The sequence below is a fragment of the Nonomuraea sp. NPDC050663 genome (assembly GCF_044456985.1).
Lineage (GTDB): Bacteria > Actinomycetota > Actinomycetes > Streptosporangiales > Streptosporangiaceae > Nonomuraea.
Map to the genome: position 1 here is coordinate 125,019 of NZ_JBITGL010000006.1, position 22,655 is coordinate 147,673.

A 22,655-nucleotide genomic window follows, 5' to 3' on the forward strand; every position below is an offset into this window, starting at 1 on the left:
AGCACTCACCGTGTTCGTCAGACTACCTGGCGTGCTACTACCTCTGATCCTCACCGCCGGGCTGCTCACCGCGCCCGGCACCGCCGTCCGTGAGTACGTCGCGCTGGGCGACTCGTGGAGCGCCGACGTCACGATCACCGGCATCGTCACCGACCACGCGCCCAGCGGCTGCGCCCAGTCGTCGTGGAACTATCCCAAGCAGGTCGCCCGCGCGCTGCGTGTGCCCGTCTTCCGCGACGCGACCTGCGGCGCGGCCACCACCGCCCACATGACGCGCGAGCAGGAGGTCAACCACCTGCCTCCGTTCGTCGCCGGGGTCAACCGGCCCCAGTTCGACCGGCTGAGGGCCACGACCGACCTGGTCACGCTCGGCATCGGCGGCAACGACGCCGGGCTCGCCACGGCCGCGGCCGGATGCGTCAACCTGCTGCCCAGCCTGCAGATCGTGCCGGGTCTGGCGCCTCCCGCGCCGCTGGGAGCCTCCTGCAAGGCGAAGTGGGTCACCCCGGAGGGCGACGGCATGTCGGCCAGGATCCGCGCCGCCGAGCCGGCGGTCGCCAAGGTGGTCGACGGCATCAGGAAACGTTCGCCCCGGGCGCGCGTCCTGCTGGTCAACTACCTCGCGGGGCTGCCGCAGTCGGGCGGCTGCTACCCCTACGTCCAGGCCAACGACATCGACCTGGAATGGCTCGGCGACAAGCTGGAGGAGCTCAACCACATGCTGGCCAGGGTCGCGCGGGCCAAGCGGGTGACGATGGTCGACACCTACACGACCAGCATCGGCCACGACGTCTGCCAGTTGCCGAAGGTCAGGTGGGTGGAGGGCGTGCTGCCCTTCACCACCGACCCGCCCGGCCCGGCCGTACCCCTGCACCCGAACAGGCTCGGCGCCGGCCACCAGGCCCGGCGGGTGCTGGAGGTCCTACAGGAAGGCCAGCTTTAGCGCCACGCCCAGCCCGCACACGGCGATGAGGTAGCGCAGCGTACGGCCCGGCAGCCGCCTGGCGATGGCCGGCCCGATCCAGCCGCCGGCCAGGAAGCCCAGGGCCAGCGGCGGCACCGAGGGCCAGTCGACCGGGCCGAACAGCGCGAAGCCGGTGGCGGCGACCACGTTGGACAGCGCGGACAGCACGTTCTTCAGCGCGTTGTTGCGCATCGGGAGCTGGTCGAACATGGCCGACAACACGGCGAACATGAGCACGCCGCCCGCCGCGCCGAAGTAGCCGACGTAGATCGCCACGCCGAACAGGGCGACCTTCATCAGCGGGCCGTGCTCGTGCTTGGCGGCGGGCGGGCGGATGATCAGCAGCGAGGCGGCGGCGATCAGCCAGGGCGCCACCAGCTCGAAGGCGCGGGCGGGGGTGAGCAGCAGCAGGGCGGCGCCCGCCGCCCCGCCGAGCGCGGTGATCCAGCCCAGGCGCCTGACCCGCTCGCCCTGGCCGACGAGCTCGGGGCGGGAGCCGATCGCGCCGCCGAGGCCGGTGAAGACCAGGGACACGGTGTTGGTCACGTTGGCCGTCACCGGCGGCAGTCCGAAGGCCAGCAGCGCCGGGTAGGACAGGACGGAGGCGAGGCTGACGACCGTGCTGAGGATCCCGCTCAGCACCCCGATGCCGAGCAGCCCGAAGAACTCGGTCACCGGGGGCAGGTCTCTCGGAAGGCGACTCCGGGCAGCTGCCGTGACCATTCGCGCTCGTCGAGCCCGCGTCCCGCGGCCGCGCAGACCGCCGCGGCGGCCCGGTCGCCGTCGAGGTCGAGCACCGGCACGCCGCCGGAGTGAAGCCTGCCCGAGGCGAAGGACGTCTCGCCGGAGGCGGGTTCGATCGGCAGGCCCAGCGGCCGCTGGCCGGCCACGTCCCACAGGCGCAGCGTCGGGTCGTTGCCGGAGGTCGCCGCCATCGTGCCGTCGGGCGAGAAGACGATCTGCCCGATGTCGTCGGTGTGGCCGCCGAGCGAGGGGCCGATCCTGCGCCAGGTGGTCGCGTCGAGGAACTGCAGGCGGCCGTCGTTGTCGCCGACCGCCACCGTGCGGCCGTCGGGGCTGAACGCGGCGGCGCCGATGTATCCGAGGGGGAGCGCCGTCTTGGCGCCGGTCGTGACATCCACCCCCAATCCGTACCATGTGCCCGCGAGCGCGTTCGCGAGGGCCTGCCCCTTTGGACCGATCGCGACGACATCCGAGATGTCGGGAATCGTGCGCTTCAGCTTGCGCGAGCCCACGTCCCAGATCTGGTTGCCGATCGCCAGCACGTCGCCGCCCGGGCTGAAGCGCAGCGACGCGACGGGCGCGTCGAGCACCGCGACCTCCTTGGCCTGCCGGACGTCCCACAAGCGCACCCGGTCGCCCTCCTGCTCGCCGTAGGCCAGCAGCGAGCCGTGCAGGGCGTACTGGAAGGAGCCCTGCGGCGTGGAGGCGGCGAAGGCGGCCACCTGCTCGCCGCGGCGGGTGACCACCAGCCTGCCGCCGGCGTCGGTGACGCCGAGCGCCTCGCCGTCGGCGGCGCGCGGGGCCAGGTCGGGAGCCAGGTCGAGGGTGGCGACCAGGCCGGAGGTGGTGAGGTAGGAGGCGGTGGTCCCGCTCACCCTGACGGTCTCCGGGTACTCGTAGCCGAAGGAGTAACGCCAGGGTGGGCCGCCCGGCTCGTCGAGCCGCCACAACGCCATCGCCTCGAAGCTGTGCCCGAGCGAGTCGGACTGGGTGACCAGCAGGTGCTCGCCCCGGCCGGTGAAGGTCAGCTCCACCGCCCGCGGCTGGCTCATGGTCAGCTCCACCCGGTGCGCGCCGGTGGCCGGCTCGTAGAAGGCGATCTCCGCCCTGGTGCCGACGGCCAGCACGCTGTCGCCGGGCGAGAACGCCAGGCTGTAGGCCTCCTTGACCGGGAAGGTCCTGGTGCGGCGGCCGCTCTGGCGGTCCCACAGCTCGACCTGGCCCTGCTCGCCGACCAGGGCGACCCAGCCCGCGCCGACGGCGACGGCGCCCAGCCCGGCGCCGCGGCGCTCGAACAGCGTGCCGTCCTTCCACAGCGTGATGCCGCGCTCCTCGCGCAGGACCAGGACGTCGCCGTCGTAGCCGATCCCGGTGACGCCGCGCACGTCCGGCGTGGCCGTGCTTCCGCTCTCCAGGTCGTGCACCACGACCGAGCCGCCGTCGAGTACCGCCAGCGTCGTGGGGCCCAGCGCCAGCGCCTGGGCGTCGCGCACGGGGAACTGGCGCAGCACGCGCGCGGCCTTCACGTCCCACACGCGCGCCTGGCCGCCTCGCACCGAGGCCAGGCGGGCGCCGTCGGCCGACAGGGCGCGTACTCCCAGACCCTGCTCGGGGTCGGCGAACACGTCGAGCTCGCGCTGGGTCTGCGCGCCGTACAGGGCAGAGCGGGCCTCGGTGACCGGCGCGAGCCGCCAGGCGGCCACCGCCAGCCGTCTGGACAGCAGCGGGTCGGTGACGCGCAGGCTCTCCGCCCGCCGCGCGGCGTCCTTGGCCAGCGCCTGGTCGCGCTGCTCGGCGACCGTGCGCCGCTGGTACTCCGCGTAGCCGCCCGCCCCCAGCGCCACGGCCAGCAGCACGGCCAGCGCCGCCGAGACCAGGCGGCGCCTGGTGGTGCGGCGGCGGGTCAGCCGCGACGCCGCGGCCAGGAAGTCGCTCTCGACGCTGTTGAGGCTCAGCCGCCGTCGCCCGGTCGCCGCCCAGCTCAGCGCGTGCTCCAGCGCCGAGCCCTGGTAGAGGTCGCCGTCGCGCCTGCCGCCCGTGTGCCACTGGCGCGCCGCCCTGGTCAGGCCGCGGTGGACGGTCAGGCCCTCGCGCTCGTCGTCGAGCCAGGAACGCAGCTGGGGCCAGGCGCGCAGCAGCGCCGGATGGGCGATCATGACCGAGCCGTCGCCCGCCGAGATCAGCCCGGCCCGCGAGAAGGCGGTGATGACCTCGTCGGCCTCGCGCCGCCCGTCGGTCAGTTCCTCGCGCGGCACCCTGCGCACCGCGTCGGCGCCCTCCTCGTCGGCCTCGACCATGCGCAGGAAGACCTCGGGCACCAGGTCGCGCTCGTTCTGGCCGAGCCCCTCGTAGACCTCCTCGGCCAGCTCGCCCAGCGCGCGCTCCGACACCCGGGGACGGACCAGCCCGGCCGCCGTACGGCTGCCGCCCGCCAGGTCCAGCCCGCCCACCAGCGCCCACAGCAGCTCGGCGGCGCTGGGCCTGGCCCGGGGATCCTTGGCCAGCGCGGCCGGGACCAGGGAGCGCAGCGGCTCGACCAGCATGCCGGTGTCGGGCTCGCGGCTGAGCACCTGGTACATCACCCCGCCCAGGCTCTCGGCCTCGAACGGGTCGCGGGCGGTGGCGGCGAACAGCACCACCGCGCCCCAGGCGAAGATGTCGGCGGCGGAGCCCGCCCGCTCCCCCGCGATCACCTCGGGCGCCATGTACGTCGGGGTGCCCGCCACGACCTGGGCGGTGGTGAGCGACATGTCCTCGGTGCGGGCGATGCCGAAGTCGATCACGCGCGGCCCGTCGGGGCCGAGCAGCACGTTGGCCGGCTTGAGGTCGCGGTGCACCACGCCCGCCTGGTGGATGGCGGCCAGCGCGGTGGCCATCCCGGTGGCCAGGCGGCGCAAATCGTCGCCGGCGAAGACCCTGCCCTGCTGGACGGCCTGGCGCAGACTCGGGCCGTCGACGTACTCGCTGACGATGTAGGGCCGCGGCGCGTCCAGCCGGGCCTCGATCACGCGCGCGGTGCAGAACGAGGCCACCCGCTGGGCCGCCTCGACCTCCTTGGCGATGCGTCCCGAGGCGTGGTGCAGCACCTTGACGGCCACCCTGGCGCCGTCGTCGGTGTAGGCCTCGTAGACGACGCCCTGCCCGCCGGTGCCCAGGCGGCGCCCCAGCCAGTAGCCGTCGAGGCGTTGCGGTTCGTTCGTCGAGTGGGCGGGGAGCATCCCTCTTTCGTACGGCCCAGCGGGCGCCTACCGCAAGGCGTTCGCGATGGCCAGGGCGGTGGTCTGCCAGATCGGGGCCTTCGGGTTGATCACCGCGAAGTGGTCGCCTGACATCTCCAGGTAGGTCACGTCGTCGCCCGCCTCCTTGGCGGCACGGGCGTAGCGGCGGGCGAAGTCGACCAGGTCGAGGTCGTCGCTGCGGCCCTGGACGATCAGCTGCCGCACGCCCAGCGGCAGCCGGTGCAGCGGGCTCGCGTCGCCGTAGACGGAGTTGAAGAGCTCGCTCTCATACAGGCTGGGCTCGGCGCCCGTCATGGGCTCGACGCCCGTGGGCCGCTGCGTCAGGCCGGGGGCGAGGCCCGGTCCCGCCGGGCCGACCGCGCCGAGCGCCGAACGCACCGCTCCCGAGCTGAGCCAGCGCCGGTCGCCCTCGACCAGGTCGAGCACCCCGGCCAGCGACACGGCCAGCGCCGCCGAGAGGCCGGGACCGTTCCCGGGCTTCTCGTCCGCCGCCAGGTCGGCCGCCGCGCGCAGGGCCAGCTGGCCGCCCGCCGAGTGCCCGGCGACCGCCACCTTGCCCAGGTCGAGGGGCGCCTCGAGGGTCGCGAGCCGGCGCAGCCCGTCGGTCACGTCGGCCGCCGTCGCCTCCCAGCCGTGCAGGTCGGGGCGGCGGTACTCCAGGTTCCACGCGGCGAATCCGCGCTCGCACAGGTCGACGCAGAGGGCGTCCATCAGGTCGGCGCCCCAGATCGAGCGCCAGTATCCGCCGTGCACCAGCGCCACCACGGGGTGCGGCCCAGGCCCCGGCGGCAGGTGCAGCTCCGCCCACTGGTCGGGATGCGTGCCGTAGGCCACGATCTCGCCGGGATGGCGCCGGCGGTGCACCGCCCTGCGCACCGCCCAGGTCAGCCCGGCCACGCCCCGCCCGTGGATGTCGGGCCCGTGGTCGTTCCTGGCCAGATCCAGCCACACCGCGCCGGGGAACTGCCCGGCCAGGTCGGGATCGGAGGAGACGACCACGACCGCCTCGCCCTCACGGCCCAGGGTGACGTCCAGCGCGGCGCACTCGCGCTCGGCGACCTCCTGGAGCAGCGCGGCGTCGGCAACGACGTCGGGGCCGACGATGATTCGCACGTCCGGCATGATCAGACAGTACGGTGAAAGCCGGACGCCCGCCAGACGAGGCCCCCCGGACGGCAGAGCGGGTCTACCATCGCCAGATGCAGCCTTGGCCGAAGACCGCGGCGGAGGCGGAGGAGATCCAGAGACTCCTGCGTCCGCGCGTGAGCTTCACCGGTCCCGACCGCTTCGACACCGTGGCCGGGCTCGACGTGCACTACCGCGGCGACGACGAGCTGTCGGCGGCGGTCGTGGTGCTCGACGCCCGCACGCTCCAGGTCGTCGACCAGGCGCTGGTGCACGGCGAGGCGGCCTTCCCCTACGTGCCGGGGTTGTTCGCCTTCCGCGAGATCCCCGCGCTGGTCCAGGCGCTGGAGCGGTTGTCGCGGGCGCCCGGGCTGCTGGTGTGCGACGGCCACGGGCTGGCCCATCCGCGCCGCTTCGGCCTGGCCTGCCATCTGGGGGTGCTGACCGGCCTGCCGTCGGTGGGCGTGGGCAAGACGCCGTTCGTGGGCGAGTTCGACGATCCCGCCCCGGCGCGCGGCTCCTGGTCGCCGATCGTGCTCGACGGCGAGGTGGTGGGCCGGGTGCTGCGCACCCAGCCCAGCGTGCGGCCGGTCTTCGTCTCGCCCGGTCACCGCATCAGCCTCGAGACCGCGTGCGAGCAGGTGCTCAGGTGCGCGCCGCGCTACCGGCTGCCGGAGCCGATCCGCCTGGCCGACCACCTGGCCCGCTACGGCACGGTCAGCTGACCGGCTCGAACAGCAGCCGGATCGCCTCCGGGCGGACGGTGAGGCGATACTTCTCCAGCGGGCCGGGACCGCACGAGGCGGTGCCGATGCCGTGCTGGGCCAAGTCGACGATCAGGTGCACCTTCTCCCCCGCCACCAGGTCGGTGCGGTGCGCGGCCGCGTCGAGTTCGGCGGTGCTCCAGCGCCTGACCGTCAGGCCGAAAGGCCGGTCGCCGGTGACCTTGAAGCCGGGTCCGCGCGGCGTGCTCAGGACCGCGATCCGCACGTCGGCCCGCTGGCCGTTCTCCTGCGGACGCACGTACGGCGTCTGCAGGTCGTCGATCGTCCGCGTGAACAGGCCGACGTAGGCCGCCGCCCCGGTGTCGGGATAGGCCTCGCCCGGGCCCCTGCCGTACCAGGTGACGGTGGTCAGCTCGGCGGGCAGCTCGAAGGCCAGGCCCAGGCGGGCGAGCGGCACCTTCCACTCGCCGACCGGCTCCAGCTCGGCCTCCAGCAGCAGCCCGGCGGTCGTCTCGCGCCAGGTGTAGGTGGCCAGGTAGCCCTCGTCGGTGGCGGCGGGGCCGACCCGCTGGACGACCGTGCCGTCAGGGCGGTGCTCGGTGCGGTAGGTCAGCCGGTCGAGCCCGTGGTGCGACCAGTGCCAGCGCAGTCCGCCGCCCTGGTCGTTGTCGGTGGGCGCCCGCCACAACTCCAGCCGGGGCACCACCCGCTCGAACAGGGGGATCGCCGGGGCCGTTCCCTCGGTCAGCCCGGCCAGGCGGTCGGGTCCCGGCGTGAGCCGTACCTGGTGCCAGGCGACCTCGTGCCCGGCGGGCGCCCAGGCGGTGTCGTCGGCCAGGCACGCGCGCACGGTCAGCCAGCGCTCGTCCTCGCCGCCTGCGGGCAGCTTCAGCTCGGCGCTCTCCATCGGCCCCGAGTCGACGAGCACGCCGTCGGCCTCCACGCACCACTCCAGGTCGAGCCCGGCCGTGTCGCCCTCCACGCGCAGCACGCCGTCGGCGGCGGTGAAGCGCAGCGGCTGGTAGACCTTCTTGAGGTCGAGCAGGCCCGGGGAAGGGGTGCGGTCGGGGAAGAGCAGGCCGTCGCAGACGAAGTTGCCGTCGTGCAGCACCTCGCCGTAGTCGCCGCCGTAGGCGTAGCCGTGCCTGTCGTGCCTGAGGCCGTGGTCGATCCACTCCCAGACGAACCCGCCCGCGCAGCGCGGATGGGCGTCGTACAGCTCCTGGTACTCCACCAGGCCGCCGGGTCCTGTGCCCATCGCGTGGGCGTACTCACACTGCACGAACGGCATGGCGCGGCGGCGCTCGTCCTCGTCCTCGCCCCTGCCGATGGCCTCGACCTCGGCGTGGGAGGCGTACATGCGGCTGTAGACGTCGACGTCGGGGCAGGCGCGGTCGCCCTCGTAGTGGATCGGGCGGGAGGAGTCGCGCCCTCTGGTCCAGGCGGCCATCGCGGCCAGGTTCCGCCCGGTGCCCGCCTCGTTGCCGAGCGACCACATGATGACGCTCGGGTGGTTCTTGTCCCGCTCGACCATGCGCCGCATGCGGTCGAGCAGGGCCGGCTCCCAGCGCGGGTCGTCGGAGGGGTTGCCGCGCCAGTCGAGCTCCTGGAAGCCGTGGGTCTCGTAGTCGCACTCGTCGACCACCCACAGGCCGTACCGGTCGCACAGGTCGAGGAAGTGCGGGTGCGGCGGGTAGTGGCTGGTGCGCACGGCGTTGATGTTGTGCCGCTTCATGAGCAGCACGTCGGCGAGCATCGTGTCGGCGTCGAGCGCGCGCCCCTTGACCGGGTGGAACTCGTGGCGGTTGACGCCCTTGAGCTTCAGCGGCTCGCCGTTGACCTTCAGGACGGCGTCCTCGATGGTGACGGTCCTGAAGCCGATGGCCAGCCGTACCCTCTCGTGCCCGTTGTGCACGAACGCCTCGTACAGCCTCGGGCGCTCCGCGCTCCACGGCTCGACGCGCTCCAGCGTGATCGTCTGTCCGGCGGGGTGATCGTGGACGCCCAGCTCCTCGACGGTCAGCAGGGCGTCACCGGCCTCGACCCTGAGCGTGCCGCCGCCGGTCGTGTGGTCGTAGCCGGCGTGCACGAAGACGTCGTCGATCGGCACGGCGGGCCGCTCGATGACCTTCACCTCGCGGAAGATGCCGGGCCACCACCACATGTCCTGGTCTTCGAGGTAGCTGCCCGCCGACCACTGGTGCACCCGTACGGCCAGCACGTTGCGTCCCGGCCGCAGGGTCACGTCGAACTCCACCGGCACCCGGCTGCCCATGGAGTGGCCGAGCTCCTGGCCGTTGAGCCAGACCCTGGCGCAGGAGTCGACCCCCTCGAAGCGCAGCACCGCCCGCTCGAACCCGGCCTCGAAGGCGATCCTGTGGTCGCCCGTGAGGTTCTCGTCGGGCACCCGTGGAGGGTCGATCGGGAAGGGGTAGCGCACGTTGGTGTAGGCGGGGGTGCCGAAGTGTCCCGGCACCCGGCGCAGCTCCCACGAGGTGTCGTCCAGGTCGGGGTCGGCGAAGTCGGGGGCGTGGGCGGTGGGCGAGAGCCGGAAACGCCACGGGCCGCTCAGGTCGATGACGCGGGCGTCGGTGTCAAGGGCGGCCCTGGGGGCCTTGCGGCCGGCGCCGGGAGTGAAGTCCTCGAAATAGCTCACTAACCAACTTTTTCCGACATATCGGCATTTGGGAAGAGTTCTTCCAGGATCGCCGCCACCCCGTCCTCGTCGTTGGAGAGCGTCGTGAACCGGGCCGCCTCCAGGACCAGCGGATGGGCGTTGGCCATCGCGTAGCCGCGGCCCGCGAAGGCCAGCATGGGCACGTCGTTGGGCATGTCGCCGAAGGCCACCACCTCGTCCGGCTCCACGCCGCGGTCCTGGCACAACATCGCCAGCGAGCCCGCCTTGGTGACGCCGGTCGCCGAGATCTCCAGCAGCCCCTCGACCCCGGAGTGGGTGATCTCCGCCAGGCCGGGGGCGGCCGCGTGGGCGACGGCGAGCATCTCGTCTGCCGCCAGCTCCCTGGACCAGGCCATCAGCTTGGCGAAGGGCACATCGACGTCGAAGACCGACTCGACCTTGGTGCAGAACCGCTCGTCGTGCAGGTGGCATCTGCCGTACCCCGGCTCGACCAGCACCCCGTGGCCGGTCTCCACGGCGAACACCACGCCGGGCAGCGCCTCGGCGATGGCCTGGGCCAGCTTCCTGCTCACCTCGGCGGCCAGCGCGTGCGTGGCGACGACCTCGCGCCGGGCCAGGTCGTAGACGACGGCGCCGTTGCTGCAGATGGCCAAGCCGTCCGCCCCCGCCGCGGCGGCGATCACGTCCAGCCCGCGCGGCGGCCGGGCCGTCACGAAGACGACCTCTGCCCCGGCGGCGCGCGCCCGGTCCAGCGCCCTGCGGTTCCTGGTGCTCACCGCACCGGTCGAGTCGAGGAGGGTTCCGTCCAGGTCGGTCGCGACGATGCGCACAGAAGTCACCCGTCGATCATAGGATTTCCCTATATGTCTACCGAGATCGATAAAGGTTCAGCGCTCCGCTTCACCAGCGAAATCCTCGCCTGGGTGGCGACCCCGTGGGCGATCTGGCCGCACTCCACGTTTCTCGCGGTGCTCTCCGTGATCGTGCTGATCGGCCTGCCGACCGTATTCGCCACGCCTGGCTCGCGCCCCCACGTGCTCGTGGCCGTGCCCGGCTACGTGACGGTCGGACTGGTGATCCTGCAGCTGCTGGCGGCGGTCATCAGCTCCTGGGCGGCGTGGATCCCCCTGGCGGCCTGCATCGTCACGCTGATCGCGATGACCACCGTCGCCTTCGAGCTGCCCCGCTGGAAGCTGCTGCTGTCAAAGGCGCATCTCTGAGGGCATCTGCCGTTCGGCGTCGAGCAGCTCGACACCCAGCAGCTCGCCCTCCGCGCCGAAGTCGAGGACCGTGTCGTCACCGGCCACGACCTGCCTGACGGCCTCGCCCGAAGAGATCTCCCGCTTCATCGCGATATAGGCGGCGTTCACCTCGGTGTCCCAGCGCACGAACACCGCCCGCTGGCCCGCCCGCTCGCCGTCGAGCATGCCGTCCAGCAGCCCCTCGCGTGCCTCGTGCGATCCGGCCAGCGCGCTGCGCACCACCGCCAGCACCAGCTCCAGCGCGTCGACGGCGTCCTCACCGGTCACCCGGCGCTGGTGCTCCCAGCCGTCGAGCCCGTCGATCCGGTAGGGGCAGCTCCACTCCCCCGAGGGCTCCTCGACCGGGAGGCCGATCGTCACGGTCACCTCACGTGGCGGCGATGAGCGCAGCCACAGGGTGCGCCGGGCGATCTCGTACATGTCGATGATCTACCCTTCCTGGTTATGCGCACTCTCCTCACCGGTTTCGAGCCCTTCGGCGGTGAATCGACCAACCCCTCCCACGAGGCCGCCCGGCTGGTGAGCGGCGTGGCCGTCGTGGAGCTGCCCTGCGTCTTCGCCGCCTCGCTCCAGGTGCTGCGGGAGGCGATCGACGAGCACCAGCCCGACCTGGTGCTCTGCGTCGGCCAGGCCGGCGGGCGCAGCGGGATCAGCGTCGAGAAGGTCGCCATCAACCTCATCGAGGCGCGCATCCCCGACAACGCGGGAGCCCAGCCGCTCGACGCGGAGGTGGTCCCCGGCGGGCCCGCCGCCTACTTCACCAACCTGCCCGTCAAGGCCATGGTCGAGGCGGTACGGCAGGCGGGCGTGCCCGCCTCGGTCAGCTACAGCGCGGGGACGTTCGTCTGCAACCAGGTCGCCTACGGCCTGGCGCACCTCATCGCCACCGAGCGTCCCGGCCTGCGCGGCGGATTCGTGCACGTGCCGTACTCCCCCGGCCAGGTCACCACGTCGTCGCAGCCCAGCATGGCCGTCGAGATTGTCGCCCGGGCGTTGCGGATCCTGGTGGACACCGCTCTGACTGTTGAGGTGGATGTGCCGGTGGTGTCCGGCGAGATAGCCTGACCGGGTGGGTGACTCCTTCGGCACGAGGCTCCGCGCCGGCCTCGACAAACGTGGTCCGTTGTGCGTGGGCATCGACCCGCACCCCCAGCTGCTGCACGCCTGGGGCCTCGACGACTCGCCCGCCGGGCTCGAACGGTTCTGCCACACCGTGGTCGACGCCGCCGCCGACGTGGCCGCGGTGGCCAAGCCGCAGTCGGCCTTCTTCGAACGCTGGGGCAGCCGCGGCATCGCCGTGCTGGAGCGCCTGCTGTCCGACCTGCGCGAGGCGGGCGTGCTGACGGTGCTCGACGTCAAGCGCGGCGACATCCCCAGCACGATGGCCGCCTACGCCGAGGCCTACCTCGACGAGGGCAGCCCGCTGGCCTGCGACGCCATCACCGTCCACCCCTACCTGGGGTTCGGCTCCCTGAGCGGCGCCATCGCCTCGGCGGTCGGCAACGACGCGGGGCTCTTCGTGCTGGCCCGCACCTCCAACCCGGAGGCCGCCGAACTCCAGGACCTGGTCGCCGACCGCATCCTCGACTCCGTCGCCGCCACCAACGCCGCCGGCGCCTCCCATGAGCCGCTCGGCCCGGTCGGCGTGGTGCTCGGCGCCACGCTGCCGTCGATCGGCTATCCGCTGGAGCGGCTCCACGGCCCCGTCCTGGTGCCCGGCGTTGGCGCGCAGGGCGCCTCCCCGGCCGACGTGGCCAGGCTCTTCGCCCCGGTACGCCACGCGGTCGTGCCGTCGGTGTCGCGCGCCGTCCTGACCGACCCGGCGCGGCTACGCGAACGGGTCACGACCTACCGCGACGAGCTCGCCGCCCTCCTGAGCTGACCACCGCCCCCGGCCGGTCAGCCCGGGAACTTGTACACGACGCCCGTGAGCTGCTCCGACAGCGTCCACAGGCGGCGGGCGCTCTCGGGGTCCTCGGCGGAGGCGACGGGACGGGCCACGGCCGGGTAGCCGCGCATGCCGCGGTGCGGGCCGATGAACTGCCCGCCCTGGGCCTGCGGCTCGACGGCGGCGTAGACCTGGCTCAGCGCCCCCATGTCGACGCTCTGGGCGAAGAGCTGGTTGCCGAGCCAGCCGCCCCACTTCAGCAGCCCGCGCGGGCCCGAGGTCTGCAGGTTGGTCGCGGTGTAGCCGGGATGCGTGACGATGCTCCTGATCCGCGCCCCCGACACGGTCAGCCGCCGGTCGAGCTCCAGGGCGAAGAGCACGTTGGCGAACTTCGACTGGGCGTAGTGGCCGATCGGGGAGTAACGCCGCTCGCCGTGCGGGTCGTCGAAGTCGATCCGGCCCCGCCGATGAAGGTCGGAGCTGACGGTCACCACGCGCCCGTCGTCGGCCAGGCGGTCGAGCAGCAGGCCGGTGAGCGCGAAGTGGGCCAGGTGGTTGGCGCCGAACTGCAGCTCGAAGCCCTGCTTGGTGAGCGTGCGCGGAGGCATCATGACGCCGGCGTTGTTCATGAGGATGTCGATCCTGCCGTCGACGCCCGACGCGAAGGCGCGCACCGAGTCGAGGTCGGCCAGGTCCATGAGGCGCAGGTCGAGGTCGGCGCCGGTGATCGCCCGTTCGATCTCGGCCTTGGCCGCGCCGCCCTTGCGCTCGTCGCGCACCGCCATGATCACTCTGGCGCCCTTGCGGGCGAGCTCGCGCGCGCTGACGTAGCCGAGCCCGCTGTTGGCTCCGGTGACGATCGCGGTCTTGCCCGACAAGTCAGGCACGTTGGCATAGGTCCATCGGTCCATGCGTCCCAGAGTGCATCTTTTGGCACTGAGTGTCAAGGACTGCATGGAGTGCTATCCTTGTCGCGTGAGTTTCCTCGAGCGCAAGCGCCAGCTGGTCAAGGACGAGCTGTCGCACGTCGCGGCCCAGTTGATCGCCCGCAACGGTTACGAGGAGACGACGGTCGAGCAGATCGTCGAGGCCGCGGGCGTGTCCCGGCGCACCTTCTTCCGCTATTTCCGCTCGAAGGAGGATGTGATCGTCGAGGTCCTCACGGCCGTCGGCGAGCACGCGGAGTCGGTGATCGACGGGAGGCCCGCCGACGAGGCGCCCGCGCTGTCCGTACGGCACGCGCTGATGGAGCTGACGGTGCACTACCGGAGCTTTCCCGAGAAGGCGCTGGCGCTGAGCAGGCTCATCATCGGCACGCCGGCGCTGCGTGCCCGCTATCTGGACCGGCAGTTCGAGTGGCGGCAGAGCGTCGCCGGCCGGCTCCAGGCACGGTCGGCGATCGACCCGGTGCGCGCCGCGCTCATCGCGGGCGTCGCCTTCACGGCGCTCGACGTCGCGCTCGGGGCGTGGGTCGCGTCGGACGGCGCGGAGGACCTGGGCGAGCTGGTGGAGCGCACCCTGGACCTGGCGAAGATCGACCAGGTGTAGCAGCCCGCCGACCTGGCGAGAGTGGGCCCGGGTCGACGGGCCCGGCGCAGGTCGACGGGGTATCGCGCAGGTCCTGGCGAGTCCGCGCGGGGCAGCCGCCCTAGAAGACCAGCGCGGCGACGCGCTTCCAGGAGGCGGCGTCGGCCGCCGCGAGCAGCCCGACGCCTTCCTCGGCCGGACGGTAGGCCGCGCCACCGGGCCGTGCGACCATGCCGCCCGCCTCCGACACCAGCAGGGTGCCCGGCGCGTGGTCCCACGGCAGCGTGCGGTGGAAGAGCACGAAGTCCTGCTCCCCGTCGACCACCCGGGGATAGTCGACCCCTGCGCACTTGGCCCCCGGTGTCAGGCGCTTGAAGTGCACCTCGGCCGCGGCCAGCCTGGCCCTGGCCTCCGGGTCGAAGAAACGCGTGAGCGCGGCGCCGCCCAGCGGAGGGCGGGCGGGTTCGCGCCAGATGCGCTCACCGTCGCGCCACGCTCCGCCACCGAGCTCCGCGGCGTACACCTGCCACCCGGTGAGCCGGGCGGCGTCGAGCAGCGGGCGCAGGATCCAGCCGGCGACCGTCCTGCCGTTCCTGACCAGCGCCGCCATCACCGCGAAGTCCGGGCTGCCGGCGATGAAGTTGGAGGTGCCGTCGAGCGGGTCGACCAGCCAGGCCGTGTCGTGCAGCGCCGCGCGCAGGCCGGGAGTGTCGGAGCTGGCCTCCTCCCCCACGACGGGTACGTCGAGCAGGGCGCGCAACCGCGGGGCGATCAGCGCCTCGGCCTCGCGGTCGGCGACGGTGACCAGCTCGCCCGGCGACTTCTCGCTCACGTCGCCCCCGGACAGGGCCCGGAAGCGCGGGATGATGGCCTGCTCGGCTGCCTCGCGGAGGATCTCCGGCACCTGGTCCATGATCGTCATCGTACTCACACGGGCGGAACCAGCACGAAGTAACGGTCCAGGAGGGAGCGCTCGCCGGTGATCCGGAGGGTGTCGGTGCCGATCCGGTGCCAGAGGAAGAGCATCAGGTCGGAGGCGGTGCCGGTCACCTCGACCGTGTGATCACCCGCCTCGCTCGTGATCGCGGTGCCGTCGAAGCGCACCGGCCACGCGCCGTCGCCGTCGCTCTGCCGGAACAGGTAGCTCTCGCCCGCGCCGGGCGGCGCCTGGGTCCACGCGCGCCGGGCCGGGACCATCACCTCGAAGGTCTGGGCGACGGCGTCGGCGGCCAGCTCGCGGTCGATGGGCTCCGGCCGGCCCAGCGCGAGCTGGGCGTCCCAGCGGTGGCCCGCCGCCTCGATGGTCTGCATGCGCAGCCAGAACCCGACGCTCTGCTCGGCCGACCACGTCCACGCCGGTTCGTCGGCCGCACGCCCGGCGAATACCGCCGCCAGCTCCGCCGCGCCCTCGGCGAACCAGTCGCACAGGCCCGGCGGCATCGGCCCGAGGTTCGGCGCCCGCGCGGGGTCGGGCCAGCCGGACAGGTCGCCGGGCAGCTTCAGGAAGCCCAGGTCCGACATGTCGGGGAAGCCCTGGCGCTTGTCCACGATCAGCTGCACGATGCCGCGGTGCACCCCGCCGAGGTGCATCACCAGGTCGGCCATCGACCAGCCGGGACACGACGGCACCGGCGGCGCGTCGGTCACCTGCCGCGCGGCGGTCTCGAACTCCTGGATCTCGCGGCGCAAGTGCGGGAGGAAGTCCATGAGACCACCATGTCATGCGCGCCGCGTCGACCGGTTCAGGGTCGGGACGGGCCGGAGGTCGATCTCACCCCGGCCCGCCCCGAGCTCAGTGGGCGGCCAGCTGGGCGTCGATCTCGTCGCGGCCGGGCATCGAGGTGCTCGCGCCCTCGCGCTGGACCGAGATCGAGGCTGCCACGGAGGCGAAACGCAGCGCGTCCTCGGGACCGAGGCCCTCCGAGCGGGCGACGGCCAGCGCGCCGACGAAGGTGTCTCCCGCGGCGGTCGTGTCGACGGCCTCCACCTTGACGGCCGGCACGCGCAGCCGCTCACCGGAACGCGAGCCGTACAGCGCGCCTTCGGAGCCGAGCGTGATGACCACCTCGGGCACCAGCTTCAGCAGCTCCTCCAGCGCGGAGTCCGCGTCGGAGGTGCCCGTCAGGTCGGCGGCCTCGTGCTCGTTGGGCACCAGCAGGGTGACGGCCTCCAGCAGCTCGGCGGGAAGCGGCCGGGTGGGCGCCGGGGTGAGCACGACCTGCACGCCCGCCTCGTGGGCGGCGCGGGCGGCGGCGGTGACGCCCTCGATCGGCAGTTCCAGCTGGAGCAGCAGGGCGCTGGAGGCGGAGATCAGGGTGTGATCGTCGCCGGTCAGGCCGGTGACGGTGCCGTTGGCGCCGGGCACCACGATGATGGAGTTGCCGCCCGAGTCGTCGACGACGATGTGCGCGATGCCGCTGGCGCCGGGCACCTGGCGCAACGCCGTCACCTCGATCCCGGCGTCCACGAGGGTGGAGCGCATGGCGATGCCGAAGCCGTCGTCGCCGACGGCTCCCAGGAAGGTGACGTCCGCGCCCGCGCGGGCGGCGGCGATGGCCTGGTTGGCCCCCTTGCCACCGGGGATGGTGTGGAAGGCCCGTCCCGTGACCGTCTCGCCGAGCTTGGGGGCCTGGGGGACGTACGCGACGAGGTCCATGTTCGCGCTACCGAAAACCGAGATCATGGGTCCATCTTCCCAGTTCGTCCAGGCCGATTCCGTCGTACCCGGTGAGGCTGCTGGCCAGGGTGTTCTTCATGCGCCACCGATCGGGCACGCCGGAGATCGCCCCGGCCACGGACCCGACCGTCGCGCCCGCGGAGTCGGTGTCCCAGCCGGCCGCGACCGCCCCCGCGATCGAGCGGGTGAAATCGCCTTTCCCGTGCACCAGCGCGGCGGCGATCAGGGCCGCGTTGTTGATCGTGTGCACCCAGTGCAGGTGGCCGTGGCGTTCGTAGAGGCGGTCGACGACCCGCTCGAAGTCGGGCTCCGACAGCGCGTCGTCGACGGCCGCCCGCAGCGCCGTGCCCAGGCGCGAGGCGGGCGGCACGACCGCGATCCCCGCCTCCACCGCCTCCATGACGTCGGAGGCGACCAGCGACTGCGCGCACAGGGCGGCGGCGAACATGGCGCCGTAGACGCCGTTGGCGGTGTGCGTCAGGCGGGCGTCGCGCCAGGCGTGCTCGGCCGCGGTGGCCGGGTCGCCCGGATTGGTCCAGCCGTACACGTCGGCCCTGATCAGGGCGCCGATCCACTCCCTGAACGGGTTGCGGAAGCTCGCCGTCTCGGGTGGTTCCAGGCCCTGCAGCAGGTTGCGGTAGGCGACGCGCTCGGCGGTGAACGTACGGCCCGCGGGCAGCTCGTCGAGCCAGACCTGGGCGACGTCCTCGGTCGTGAACGCCCTGCCGTACCTGCGCAGGACCGTCAGCGCCAGCAGCGGGTAGTTGAGGTCGTCGTCCTCGGGGACGCCGTCGATGTTCTCGGCCAGGGAGTTGACGGCGCTGCGGCGGTTCCACGGCCAGCGGGCCGCGACCTCCGGCGGCAGGCCGGCGGCGGTGAACCAGCCGCTGATCGGCCAGTTGCCGGTGGCCTCGGCGATCTCCCTGATGCCCTCGCGCGGGATCTTCTCCACGGGCTTGCCGAGCACGCATCCGGCCGCCCTGCCCTGCCAGGCGTTCAGGACCCGCTCGCCGCTGGTGATGGCGCGGCCGGGCTCGGGCCAGCCGGGGCAGGCGGCGATGATGTCGTCGAGCTCGGACGGCTCGCCGAGCGGCGACGGGATGGCGGCCAGCTCGTCGAGCAGGTCCTCGGCCAGGCCGCGCAGGTGGCGGGCGTCAGGAGCCGAGGCTCCCGCCCGGGGCGGCGCGTCATGGCCCCCGGCCTCACGCCACCGCCGCGCGACCTGCGCCACGGCGTCCGCCGTACGCGCGCCCTTCGCGGCGCCACCGGCGTGACCGTCCCGGTCGGCGCCGTCGGCACCGTCGGCGCGACCGTCCTCGGCGGCCTGGCGCAGCTCGTGGCCGACCAGGTCCTCCGGCTGGACCCAGGTGAGCCGGATCATCCGTCGGCCAGCTGGGCGAAGGCGTCCTCGTGGGCGCGGCGGCGCAGCAGGTCCTGCGCGTGGACCCGGCGGGCGACCCCGGCCAGCGCCAGTCCCGGGGCGACCAGGTCAGTACGGCTGGCCGTACCGACCTGCTCCACCCACTCCTGAGGCACGGACGCCAGCCCGCCGAGCGCCCCGGCGATGGCCCCGCCCATCGAGGCGATGGAGTCGGCGTCCCTGCCGTAGTTGACCCCGCCCAGCACCGTCTCCCGGAAGTCGCCCTTGGCGATGACCAGGAACGCCAGCGCCAGCGGCAACTCCTCGATGCTGTGCAGCCGCGACGGCCGCCGGGCGCCCAGGCCCTGGTCGCGGTAGGTGTCGGCGACCGTGTCGTACGGCCTGACCGCCTCGCGCAGCGCCTCGAAGGACTCGCTCCAGTGGCCCAGGTCGCGGGCGCGGGCGCAGACCGCCTCGATGGCCGCCTTCGTGCCGTCCTTGGCCAGGGCGGAGGCGGCGGCGACGACCGAGTCGACGGTGGCGCCCGGCCGCATGGCCTCGGCCACCGCCGCCGCCATCACGCCGGCCGCCTCCCTGCCGTAGCTGGACTGGTGCGCCCCCGCCAGGTCGATCGCCTCGTCGTAGGCCTTGCGCGGGTCGCCCGCGTTGACCACGCCCACCGGCGCCATGTACATCGCGGCGCCGCAGTTGACGATGTTGCCCGTCCCTGCCTCGCGCGGGTCGACGTGCCCGTAGTGCAGGCGGGCGACGAGCCACTTCTCGGCCAGGAAGATCCGCTGCAGGGGCAGCGCCTCCGCCTCGAACTCGGGGATCCACACCTTCTCGGTCATCAGCTCGGGCACCAGGTGGTCGGCGGCCGCGTAGGCGTCGAGGTGGTCGCCGGCCTTCTCGTAGACCCTGATCAGCGCGTGCGTCATGAGGGTGTCGTCGGTGATGTGGCCGTCGCCCTTGTGGTAGGGAGCGATCGGCCGGGCGTTGCGCCAGTCGGCGTTGTACGGCGGGACGACCCCCTCGACCGCCCCGCCGTACCTCTTCACGATCTGCTCGGGCGTCCACCCCTCCGTGGCGCCGCCGAGCGCGTCACCCACCGCCGCTCCCGCCACGCACCCGGTGGCCTTGCTCTCCAGCGGCGTCATGCGATTCCTTCCACAAGTTCCATCAGATCCCTGCCGGCCAGGTCGGGCAGGCAGCAGCCGGACAGGGTGCGGGCGACGTGCGCCCAGCCCTCCGGTATCGCTTCGTGGCCGGCGACGGCGCCGGTGAGCGCGCCGGTCAGCGCGGGCGCCGAGTCGGCGAGCGGGGCCAGGCAGGCCGCCGCGGGCACGGCACGTTCCAGCGGCCCGGCCGAGGCCAGCGCGAGCGCCACCGGCACGGTGAGCGCGGCGGCGACGCCGTAGCTGTAGACGTGGTCGAGCAGCGCCGCGTCGAGCGCGGGGACGGCGGCGAACGGGTCGCCCGCCTTGGCCGCGATCGCCAGCGCCTGGCGGGCGTTGTGGCCGATCGCGGTGCCGTCGGGGAGTTCGGCCAGCGCGGCGTCCAGGGCGTCGGCGAGCCGGCCGGTCTCGACCGCGGCGGCCACCGCGCCCGCCATCGCGCGTGCCGCGAGCACACCGTCACCGGCGTTGGTCACCTCGGCGTCCCGCCCGGCGTCCCGCACCGGGTCCCGCCCGCGGGCTGTGCCCGCGATCCCGAAGGCGACCGCCCTGACGGCGGCGGCGTCGTCGAAGAAGTGCGGGTTGTCGTGCCCGCTGGCCGGTGGCTCCAGCCCCCTGGCCAGGTTGCCCAGGGCGGTGGTCACCGAGATGCGCGCCCTGATCGGCGCGCCGATGAGCCCCCTGAACGCCTCGGCCCTGGGCTGGTCGATCGTGAGGATCGTCCACGCGAGCCACTCGGCGTCGTCCGACGGCCCGAGGGCCAGCGGCTCGGTCGGCTGGTTGAGCGCGAACGGCACGGGCAGCGACGTGACCCCGTGCTCCTCGGCGAAGGTGTCGAGCTCGCGGTGCAGTCGCCTGCTCCATGGAGCGTGCAGGTGCGAGCGGTGCCGCGCCGCGGGCCAGCCCGTGGCGTCGCCGACGGCCAGACCGAGCGCGGCGCCCTTGGCCCTGCCCGCGGCCCCGCCGGCCGGACCGCCCCTGGCGCCGCCGACCGTGCTTCCCGGCATGCTGCCCGCCGGCGTGCTCGCCGACGTGTTCCCCGACACTTACCGTCCTCCCCGAGCTGCGATCAGCTCGTCCGCGACGTCCAGGACGTGCTTGCCCGCGACGGCGGGCAGGCTCTTGCCCGCAACGCTACCGATCTTGCTCGCCCAGCGATCGGGGACCCCCGATTCGCCCTGTCCCGCTCCTGCCAGGGCGCCGGCGATGGCGCCGATGGTGTCGGCGTCGCGGCCGAGGCTCACGCCGAAGGTCACCGACCGTTCGACGTCGCCCTGGCCGTGCAGGTAGGCGGCGAAGGCGAGCGCCACCGCCTCGGGCGCGAGGTCGGTCCACGGGTAGTGGGGGACGACCACCGCCTCGTGCAGGGCCTCGATCAGCGTGTCCGGCGGGCCGGTCAGCGCCAGCGCCCGTTCCACGTTCCTCGCCGTCCACGAGTCGGCCGGGATCGCCGACAGCGCGGCCGCCACCACCTCGGAGGGCGGGGCGCCGGTCATGGCGGCGGCCACTCCCGCGGCCACGGCCCTGCCGCCGGTGATGCCCTCACCCGCGTGGCTGACCAGGCCGTCCTGTTCGACCAGCCGCGCGGCCTCCAGCGGGTCGCCCGCGGCGAAGACGCCGTACGGCGCGGCCCGCATGGCCAGCCCGTCGGACCAGCCGTGGAAGTGCGAGGCCCCGGTCAGCGGCGGCTCCAGGCCGCGCCGCAGGGCCGTGACGGTGCCGAGCTCCGAGAAGCCGGCTCCCTTCATGGGCCCCGCGACCAGGGGAAGCACCTGCTCCCGGTAGGCGGCTACGACGTCGGCCGGGGTGAGCGCCGAGCCGTGGCGGACGAGGAGAGAGGCGGCGAAGATCGCGTATTCGGTGTCGTCGGTGCCCCCGCCCGAGATCTCGGTGAGCCGCCCCCAGCGGGCGACGATCTCGGCCGGGGTGAGGTTCTCTGCGGGTGCGCCGAGGGCGTCTCCTGCGGCCAGGCCGAGGAGACACCCGCGGGCACGGTCCCGGTAGTCCATCAAGATCAGTACCGCTCCAGGACCTTGTTCCCCTCCTCGACGAGCCGCTTGGCCGCGTCGTCGAGGGAGATCTTGCCGGCGTAGTACTCCTGCAGCACCGGGGTGGCGACCTTGGACTTCCACTCGTCGTAGCCGTTGACCTTGAGGAAGGGAGCGACGACGAGGCTCTTCACCGAGGCGGTGGCGACGTCCCAGCCGTTCTCGGCGCCGGTGATCGACGGGTCGGTGGCGGCCTTCTGCGAGGTGGGCAGCAGCCAGTCACCCTTGGCGAGCTTGGCCTGGTTCGGCCCGTTCAGGAAGAAGGAGATGAACTTCAGCGCCTCGTCGGGGTTCTTGCTGTCAGCCGAGACGGACAGGGTCTGGGAGACCGCGCCCTGGTTGGAGCTGGTGCCCTTGAGCGGCGGCAGCGTGACCCACTCGAAGCCCTCCGGGGCCTGCTCGGCGACCTGCTGGCGCAGGTAGACGCCGACCGGGAGCATGGCGTACTCCCCCTTGTAGAAGCCGGGCAGCGGGTCGGCGGTGCCCATGCCGAGCGTCTTGGGGTCGGCGGACTTGTCGACGTGGATCTGGTTGTGGATCCGCTGCAGGACCTCCTTCTCCTCGGGGCCGACCTTGACGGTGGACTTGCCGTCGGCGCCGGTCTGGAAGAAGGTGCCGTTGAAGTTGAGCGCCAGGTTCAGCGTCTTGTTGACCGGCGACTTCATCGGCCAGGCCACGCCGAAGGCGCCGTCCTTGGTGAGCTTCTTGCTGACCTCGGCGAACTCGTCCCAGGTCCACGGGTTGTCCGCGGTGGGGACGCGCACCTTCGCGGCGTCGAGCAGCTTCTTGTTGGCGATGATGACCTGCGACTCCTGCAGGAACGGCACGCCGTACACGCCGCCCTCGGCGCCGAAGGTGACGGTGTCCCACGCGGGCTGCGGGATGTCGCTCTTGAGCTCGGCGGGCAGCTTGTCCTTCAGGTCCAGCAGGTAGCCGCGGGTGGCGAAGCCCGAGAGGGCCGGGGAGTCGTTGTGGATCACGTCGGGGGCGCCGCCGCCCTCGAACTGGGTGACGAGCTGGTCGTTGACGTTGTCCCAGCTGCCCTGGACGTAGGTGACCTGGATGTTCGGGTTGTTCTTGTTCCACTCGTCCACCAGGGCCTTGTTGGCCTCGATGGACTCCTTCTGCCAGGCCAGCGAGAGGAAGTTCAGCTTGACGGGTTCTGCGGGCGCCTCGGAGGCGGTGCCGCCGCCGCTGGCTCCGGTGGAGCCGCCGCTGCCGCATGCGGCCGACAGGGCGAGGATCGCCGCTGCCGCCAGAGCGGATGTGATGCGCATATGGGG

Annotated in this window: 21 protein-coding genes; 6 read left to right on the forward strand and 15 right to left on the reverse strand. The window is 73.1% G+C overall.

The window, feature by feature from the left end:
• Positions 1 to 31 precede the first annotated feature (31 nt).
• Positions 32 to 943 (forward strand): SGNH/GDSL hydrolase family protein, encoded by a 912-nt coding sequence (locus ACIBH1_RS20845; protein WP_397315459.1) that lies wholly within the window; start codon positions 32 to 34, stop codon positions 941 to 943.
• On the opposite strand, the gene ACIBH1_RS20850 is transcribed toward ACIBH1_RS20845, so the two are convergent.
• Genes ACIBH1_RS20850 through ACIBH1_RS20860 form a run of 3 tightly spaced genes read right to left on the reverse strand, consistent with a single transcriptional unit; the run spans position 923 to position 6,069 of the window.
• Entirely contained in the window at positions 923 to 1,639 is a 717-nt protein-coding gene (locus tag ACIBH1_RS20850; RefSeq protein ID WP_397315460.1) for a sulfite exporter TauE/SafE family protein, read from the reverse strand. The two genes, ACIBH1_RS20845 and ACIBH1_RS20850, sit on opposite strands and share 21 nt — an antisense overlap.
• A complete protein-coding gene (locus ACIBH1_RS20855) occupies positions 1,636 to 4,926 on the reverse strand; it encodes a protein kinase (RefSeq protein WP_397315461.1) in 3,291 nt (1,096 codons plus the stop codon). Before ACIBH1_RS20855 ends, ACIBH1_RS20850 begins: the two co-directional genes overlap by 4 nt.
• Before the next feature lie 27 nt (positions 4,927 to 4,953).
• Positions 4,954 to 6,069 carry an alpha/beta hydrolase gene (locus ACIBH1_RS20860; RefSeq protein WP_397315462.1) on the reverse strand — a complete coding sequence of 372 codons (1,116 nt, stop codon included), beginning with the start codon at positions 6,067 to 6,069 and terminating at the stop codon, positions 4,954 to 4,956.
• Positions 6,070 to 6,146: 77 nt separating this feature from the next.
• Here ACIBH1_RS20860 and nfi point away from each other — a divergent pair, with 77 nt between their 5' ends.
• Entirely contained in the window at positions 6,147 to 6,797 is a 651-nt protein-coding gene (gene nfi, locus ACIBH1_RS20865; protein WP_397315463.1) for a deoxyribonuclease V, read from the forward strand.
• On the opposite strand, the gene ACIBH1_RS20870 is transcribed toward nfi, so the two are convergent.
• Positions 6,790 to 9,453 carry a glycoside hydrolase family 2 TIM barrel-domain containing protein gene (locus ACIBH1_RS20870; protein ID WP_397315464.1) on the reverse strand — a complete coding sequence of 888 codons (2,664 nt, stop codon included), beginning with the start codon at positions 9,451 to 9,453 and terminating at the stop codon, positions 6,790 to 6,792. The two genes, nfi and ACIBH1_RS20870, sit on opposite strands and share 8 nt — an antisense overlap.
• Positions 9,453 to 10,274: a Cof-type HAD-IIB family hydrolase gene (locus ACIBH1_RS20875; RefSeq protein WP_397315465.1), complete on the reverse strand. Its 822-nt coding sequence runs from the start codon at positions 10,272 to 10,274 to the stop codon at positions 9,453 to 9,455. The genes ACIBH1_RS20870 and ACIBH1_RS20875 overlap by 1 nt, the downstream gene beginning before the upstream one ends.
• Positions 10,275 to 10,298: 24 nt before the next feature.
• On the opposite strand from ACIBH1_RS20875, the gene ACIBH1_RS20880 reads away from it, so the two are divergent.
• On the forward strand, positions 10,299 to 10,655 hold the full coding sequence (locus tag ACIBH1_RS20880; RefSeq protein WP_397315466.1) for a hypothetical protein: 357 nt from the start codon (positions 10,299 to 10,301) through the stop codon (positions 10,653 to 10,655).
• On the opposite strand, the gene ACIBH1_RS20885 is transcribed toward ACIBH1_RS20880, so the two are convergent.
• Positions 10,638 to 11,117, reverse strand: coding sequence for a DUF2283 domain-containing protein (locus tag ACIBH1_RS20885; RefSeq protein WP_397315467.1), 480 nt, complete (start codon positions 11,115 to 11,117; stop codon positions 10,638 to 10,640). The genes ACIBH1_RS20880 and ACIBH1_RS20885 overlap by 18 nt on opposite strands.
• 24 nt (positions 11,118 to 11,141) lie before the next feature.
• Between ACIBH1_RS20885 and pcp the strand changes: the two genes are divergently transcribed.
• Both pcp and pyrF read left to right on the forward strand, forming a co-directional pair.
• Positions 11,142 to 11,762, forward strand: coding sequence for a pyroglutamyl-peptidase I (gene pcp, locus ACIBH1_RS20890; protein WP_397315468.1), 621 nt, complete (start codon positions 11,142 to 11,144; stop codon positions 11,760 to 11,762).
• A 4-nt stretch (positions 11,763 to 11,766) separates the two neighbouring features.
• Positions 11,767 to 12,579 carry an orotidine-5'-phosphate decarboxylase gene (pyrF, locus tag ACIBH1_RS20895; RefSeq protein ID WP_397315469.1) on the forward strand — a complete coding sequence of 271 codons (813 nt, stop codon included), beginning with the start codon at positions 11,767 to 11,769 and terminating at the stop codon, positions 12,577 to 12,579.
• A 17-nt stretch (positions 12,580 to 12,596) separates the two neighbouring features.
• On the opposite strand, the gene ACIBH1_RS20900 is transcribed toward pyrF, so the two are convergent.
• Entirely contained in the window at positions 12,597 to 13,496 is a 900-nt protein-coding gene (locus ACIBH1_RS20900; protein WP_397315470.1) for an oxidoreductase, read from the reverse strand.
• Between the two features lie 64 nt (positions 13,497 to 13,560).
• Between ACIBH1_RS20900 and ACIBH1_RS20905 the strand changes: the two genes are divergently transcribed.
• Positions 13,561 to 14,133, forward strand: coding sequence for a TetR family transcriptional regulator (locus ACIBH1_RS20905; protein ID WP_397315471.1), 573 nt, complete (start codon positions 13,561 to 13,563; stop codon positions 14,131 to 14,133).
• A gap of 100 nt (positions 14,134 to 14,233) precedes the next feature.
• On the opposite strand, the gene ACIBH1_RS20910 is transcribed toward ACIBH1_RS20905, so the two are convergent.
• The 8 genes from ACIBH1_RS20910 to ACIBH1_RS20945 all read right to left on the reverse strand — a co-directional run bounded on the left by ACIBH1_RS20910 (position 14,234) and on the right by ACIBH1_RS20945 (position 22,649).
• Positions 14,234 to 15,025: an inositol monophosphatase family protein gene (locus ACIBH1_RS20910; RefSeq protein ID WP_397315472.1), complete on the reverse strand. Its 792-nt coding sequence runs from the start codon at positions 15,023 to 15,025 to the stop codon at positions 14,234 to 14,236.
• 14 nt (positions 15,026 to 15,039) lie between these two features.
• Positions 15,040 to 15,819, reverse strand: coding sequence for a maleylpyruvate isomerase family mycothiol-dependent enzyme (locus tag ACIBH1_RS20915; RefSeq protein WP_397315473.1), 780 nt, complete (start codon positions 15,817 to 15,819; stop codon positions 15,040 to 15,042).
• An 85-nt stretch (positions 15,820 to 15,904) separates the two neighbouring features.
• A complete protein-coding gene (gene rbsK, locus ACIBH1_RS20920) occupies positions 15,905 to 16,795 on the reverse strand; it encodes a ribokinase (RefSeq protein ID WP_397315474.1) in 891 nt (296 codons plus the stop codon).
• On the reverse strand, positions 16,776 to 18,170 hold the full coding sequence (locus tag ACIBH1_RS20925) for an ADP-ribosylglycohydrolase family protein (protein WP_397315475.1): 1,395 nt from the start codon (positions 18,168 to 18,170) through the stop codon (positions 16,776 to 16,778). Before ACIBH1_RS20925 ends, rbsK begins: the two co-directional genes overlap by 20 nt.
• Entirely contained in the window at positions 18,167 to 19,306 is a 1,140-nt protein-coding gene (locus tag ACIBH1_RS20930; protein ID WP_397315476.1) for an ADP-ribosylglycohydrolase family protein, read from the reverse strand. The genes ACIBH1_RS20925 and ACIBH1_RS20930 overlap by 4 nt, the downstream gene beginning before the upstream one ends.
• Positions 19,303 to 20,370, reverse strand: coding sequence for an ADP-ribosylglycohydrolase family protein (locus ACIBH1_RS20935; protein ID WP_397315477.1), 1,068 nt, complete (start codon positions 20,368 to 20,370; stop codon positions 19,303 to 19,305). The genes ACIBH1_RS20930 and ACIBH1_RS20935 overlap by 4 nt, the downstream gene beginning before the upstream one ends.
• On the reverse strand, positions 20,371 to 21,333 hold the full coding sequence (locus tag ACIBH1_RS20940) for an ADP-ribosylglycohydrolase family protein (RefSeq protein ID WP_397315478.1): 963 nt from the start codon (positions 21,331 to 21,333) through the stop codon (positions 20,371 to 20,373). It abuts the gene before it with no gap.
• Between the two features lie 5 nt (positions 21,334 to 21,338).
• A complete protein-coding gene (locus ACIBH1_RS20945) occupies positions 21,339 to 22,649 on the reverse strand; it encodes an ABC transporter substrate-binding protein (RefSeq protein ID WP_397315479.1) in 1,311 nt (436 codons plus the stop codon).
• Positions 22,650 to 22,655: the final 6 nt, after the last annotated feature.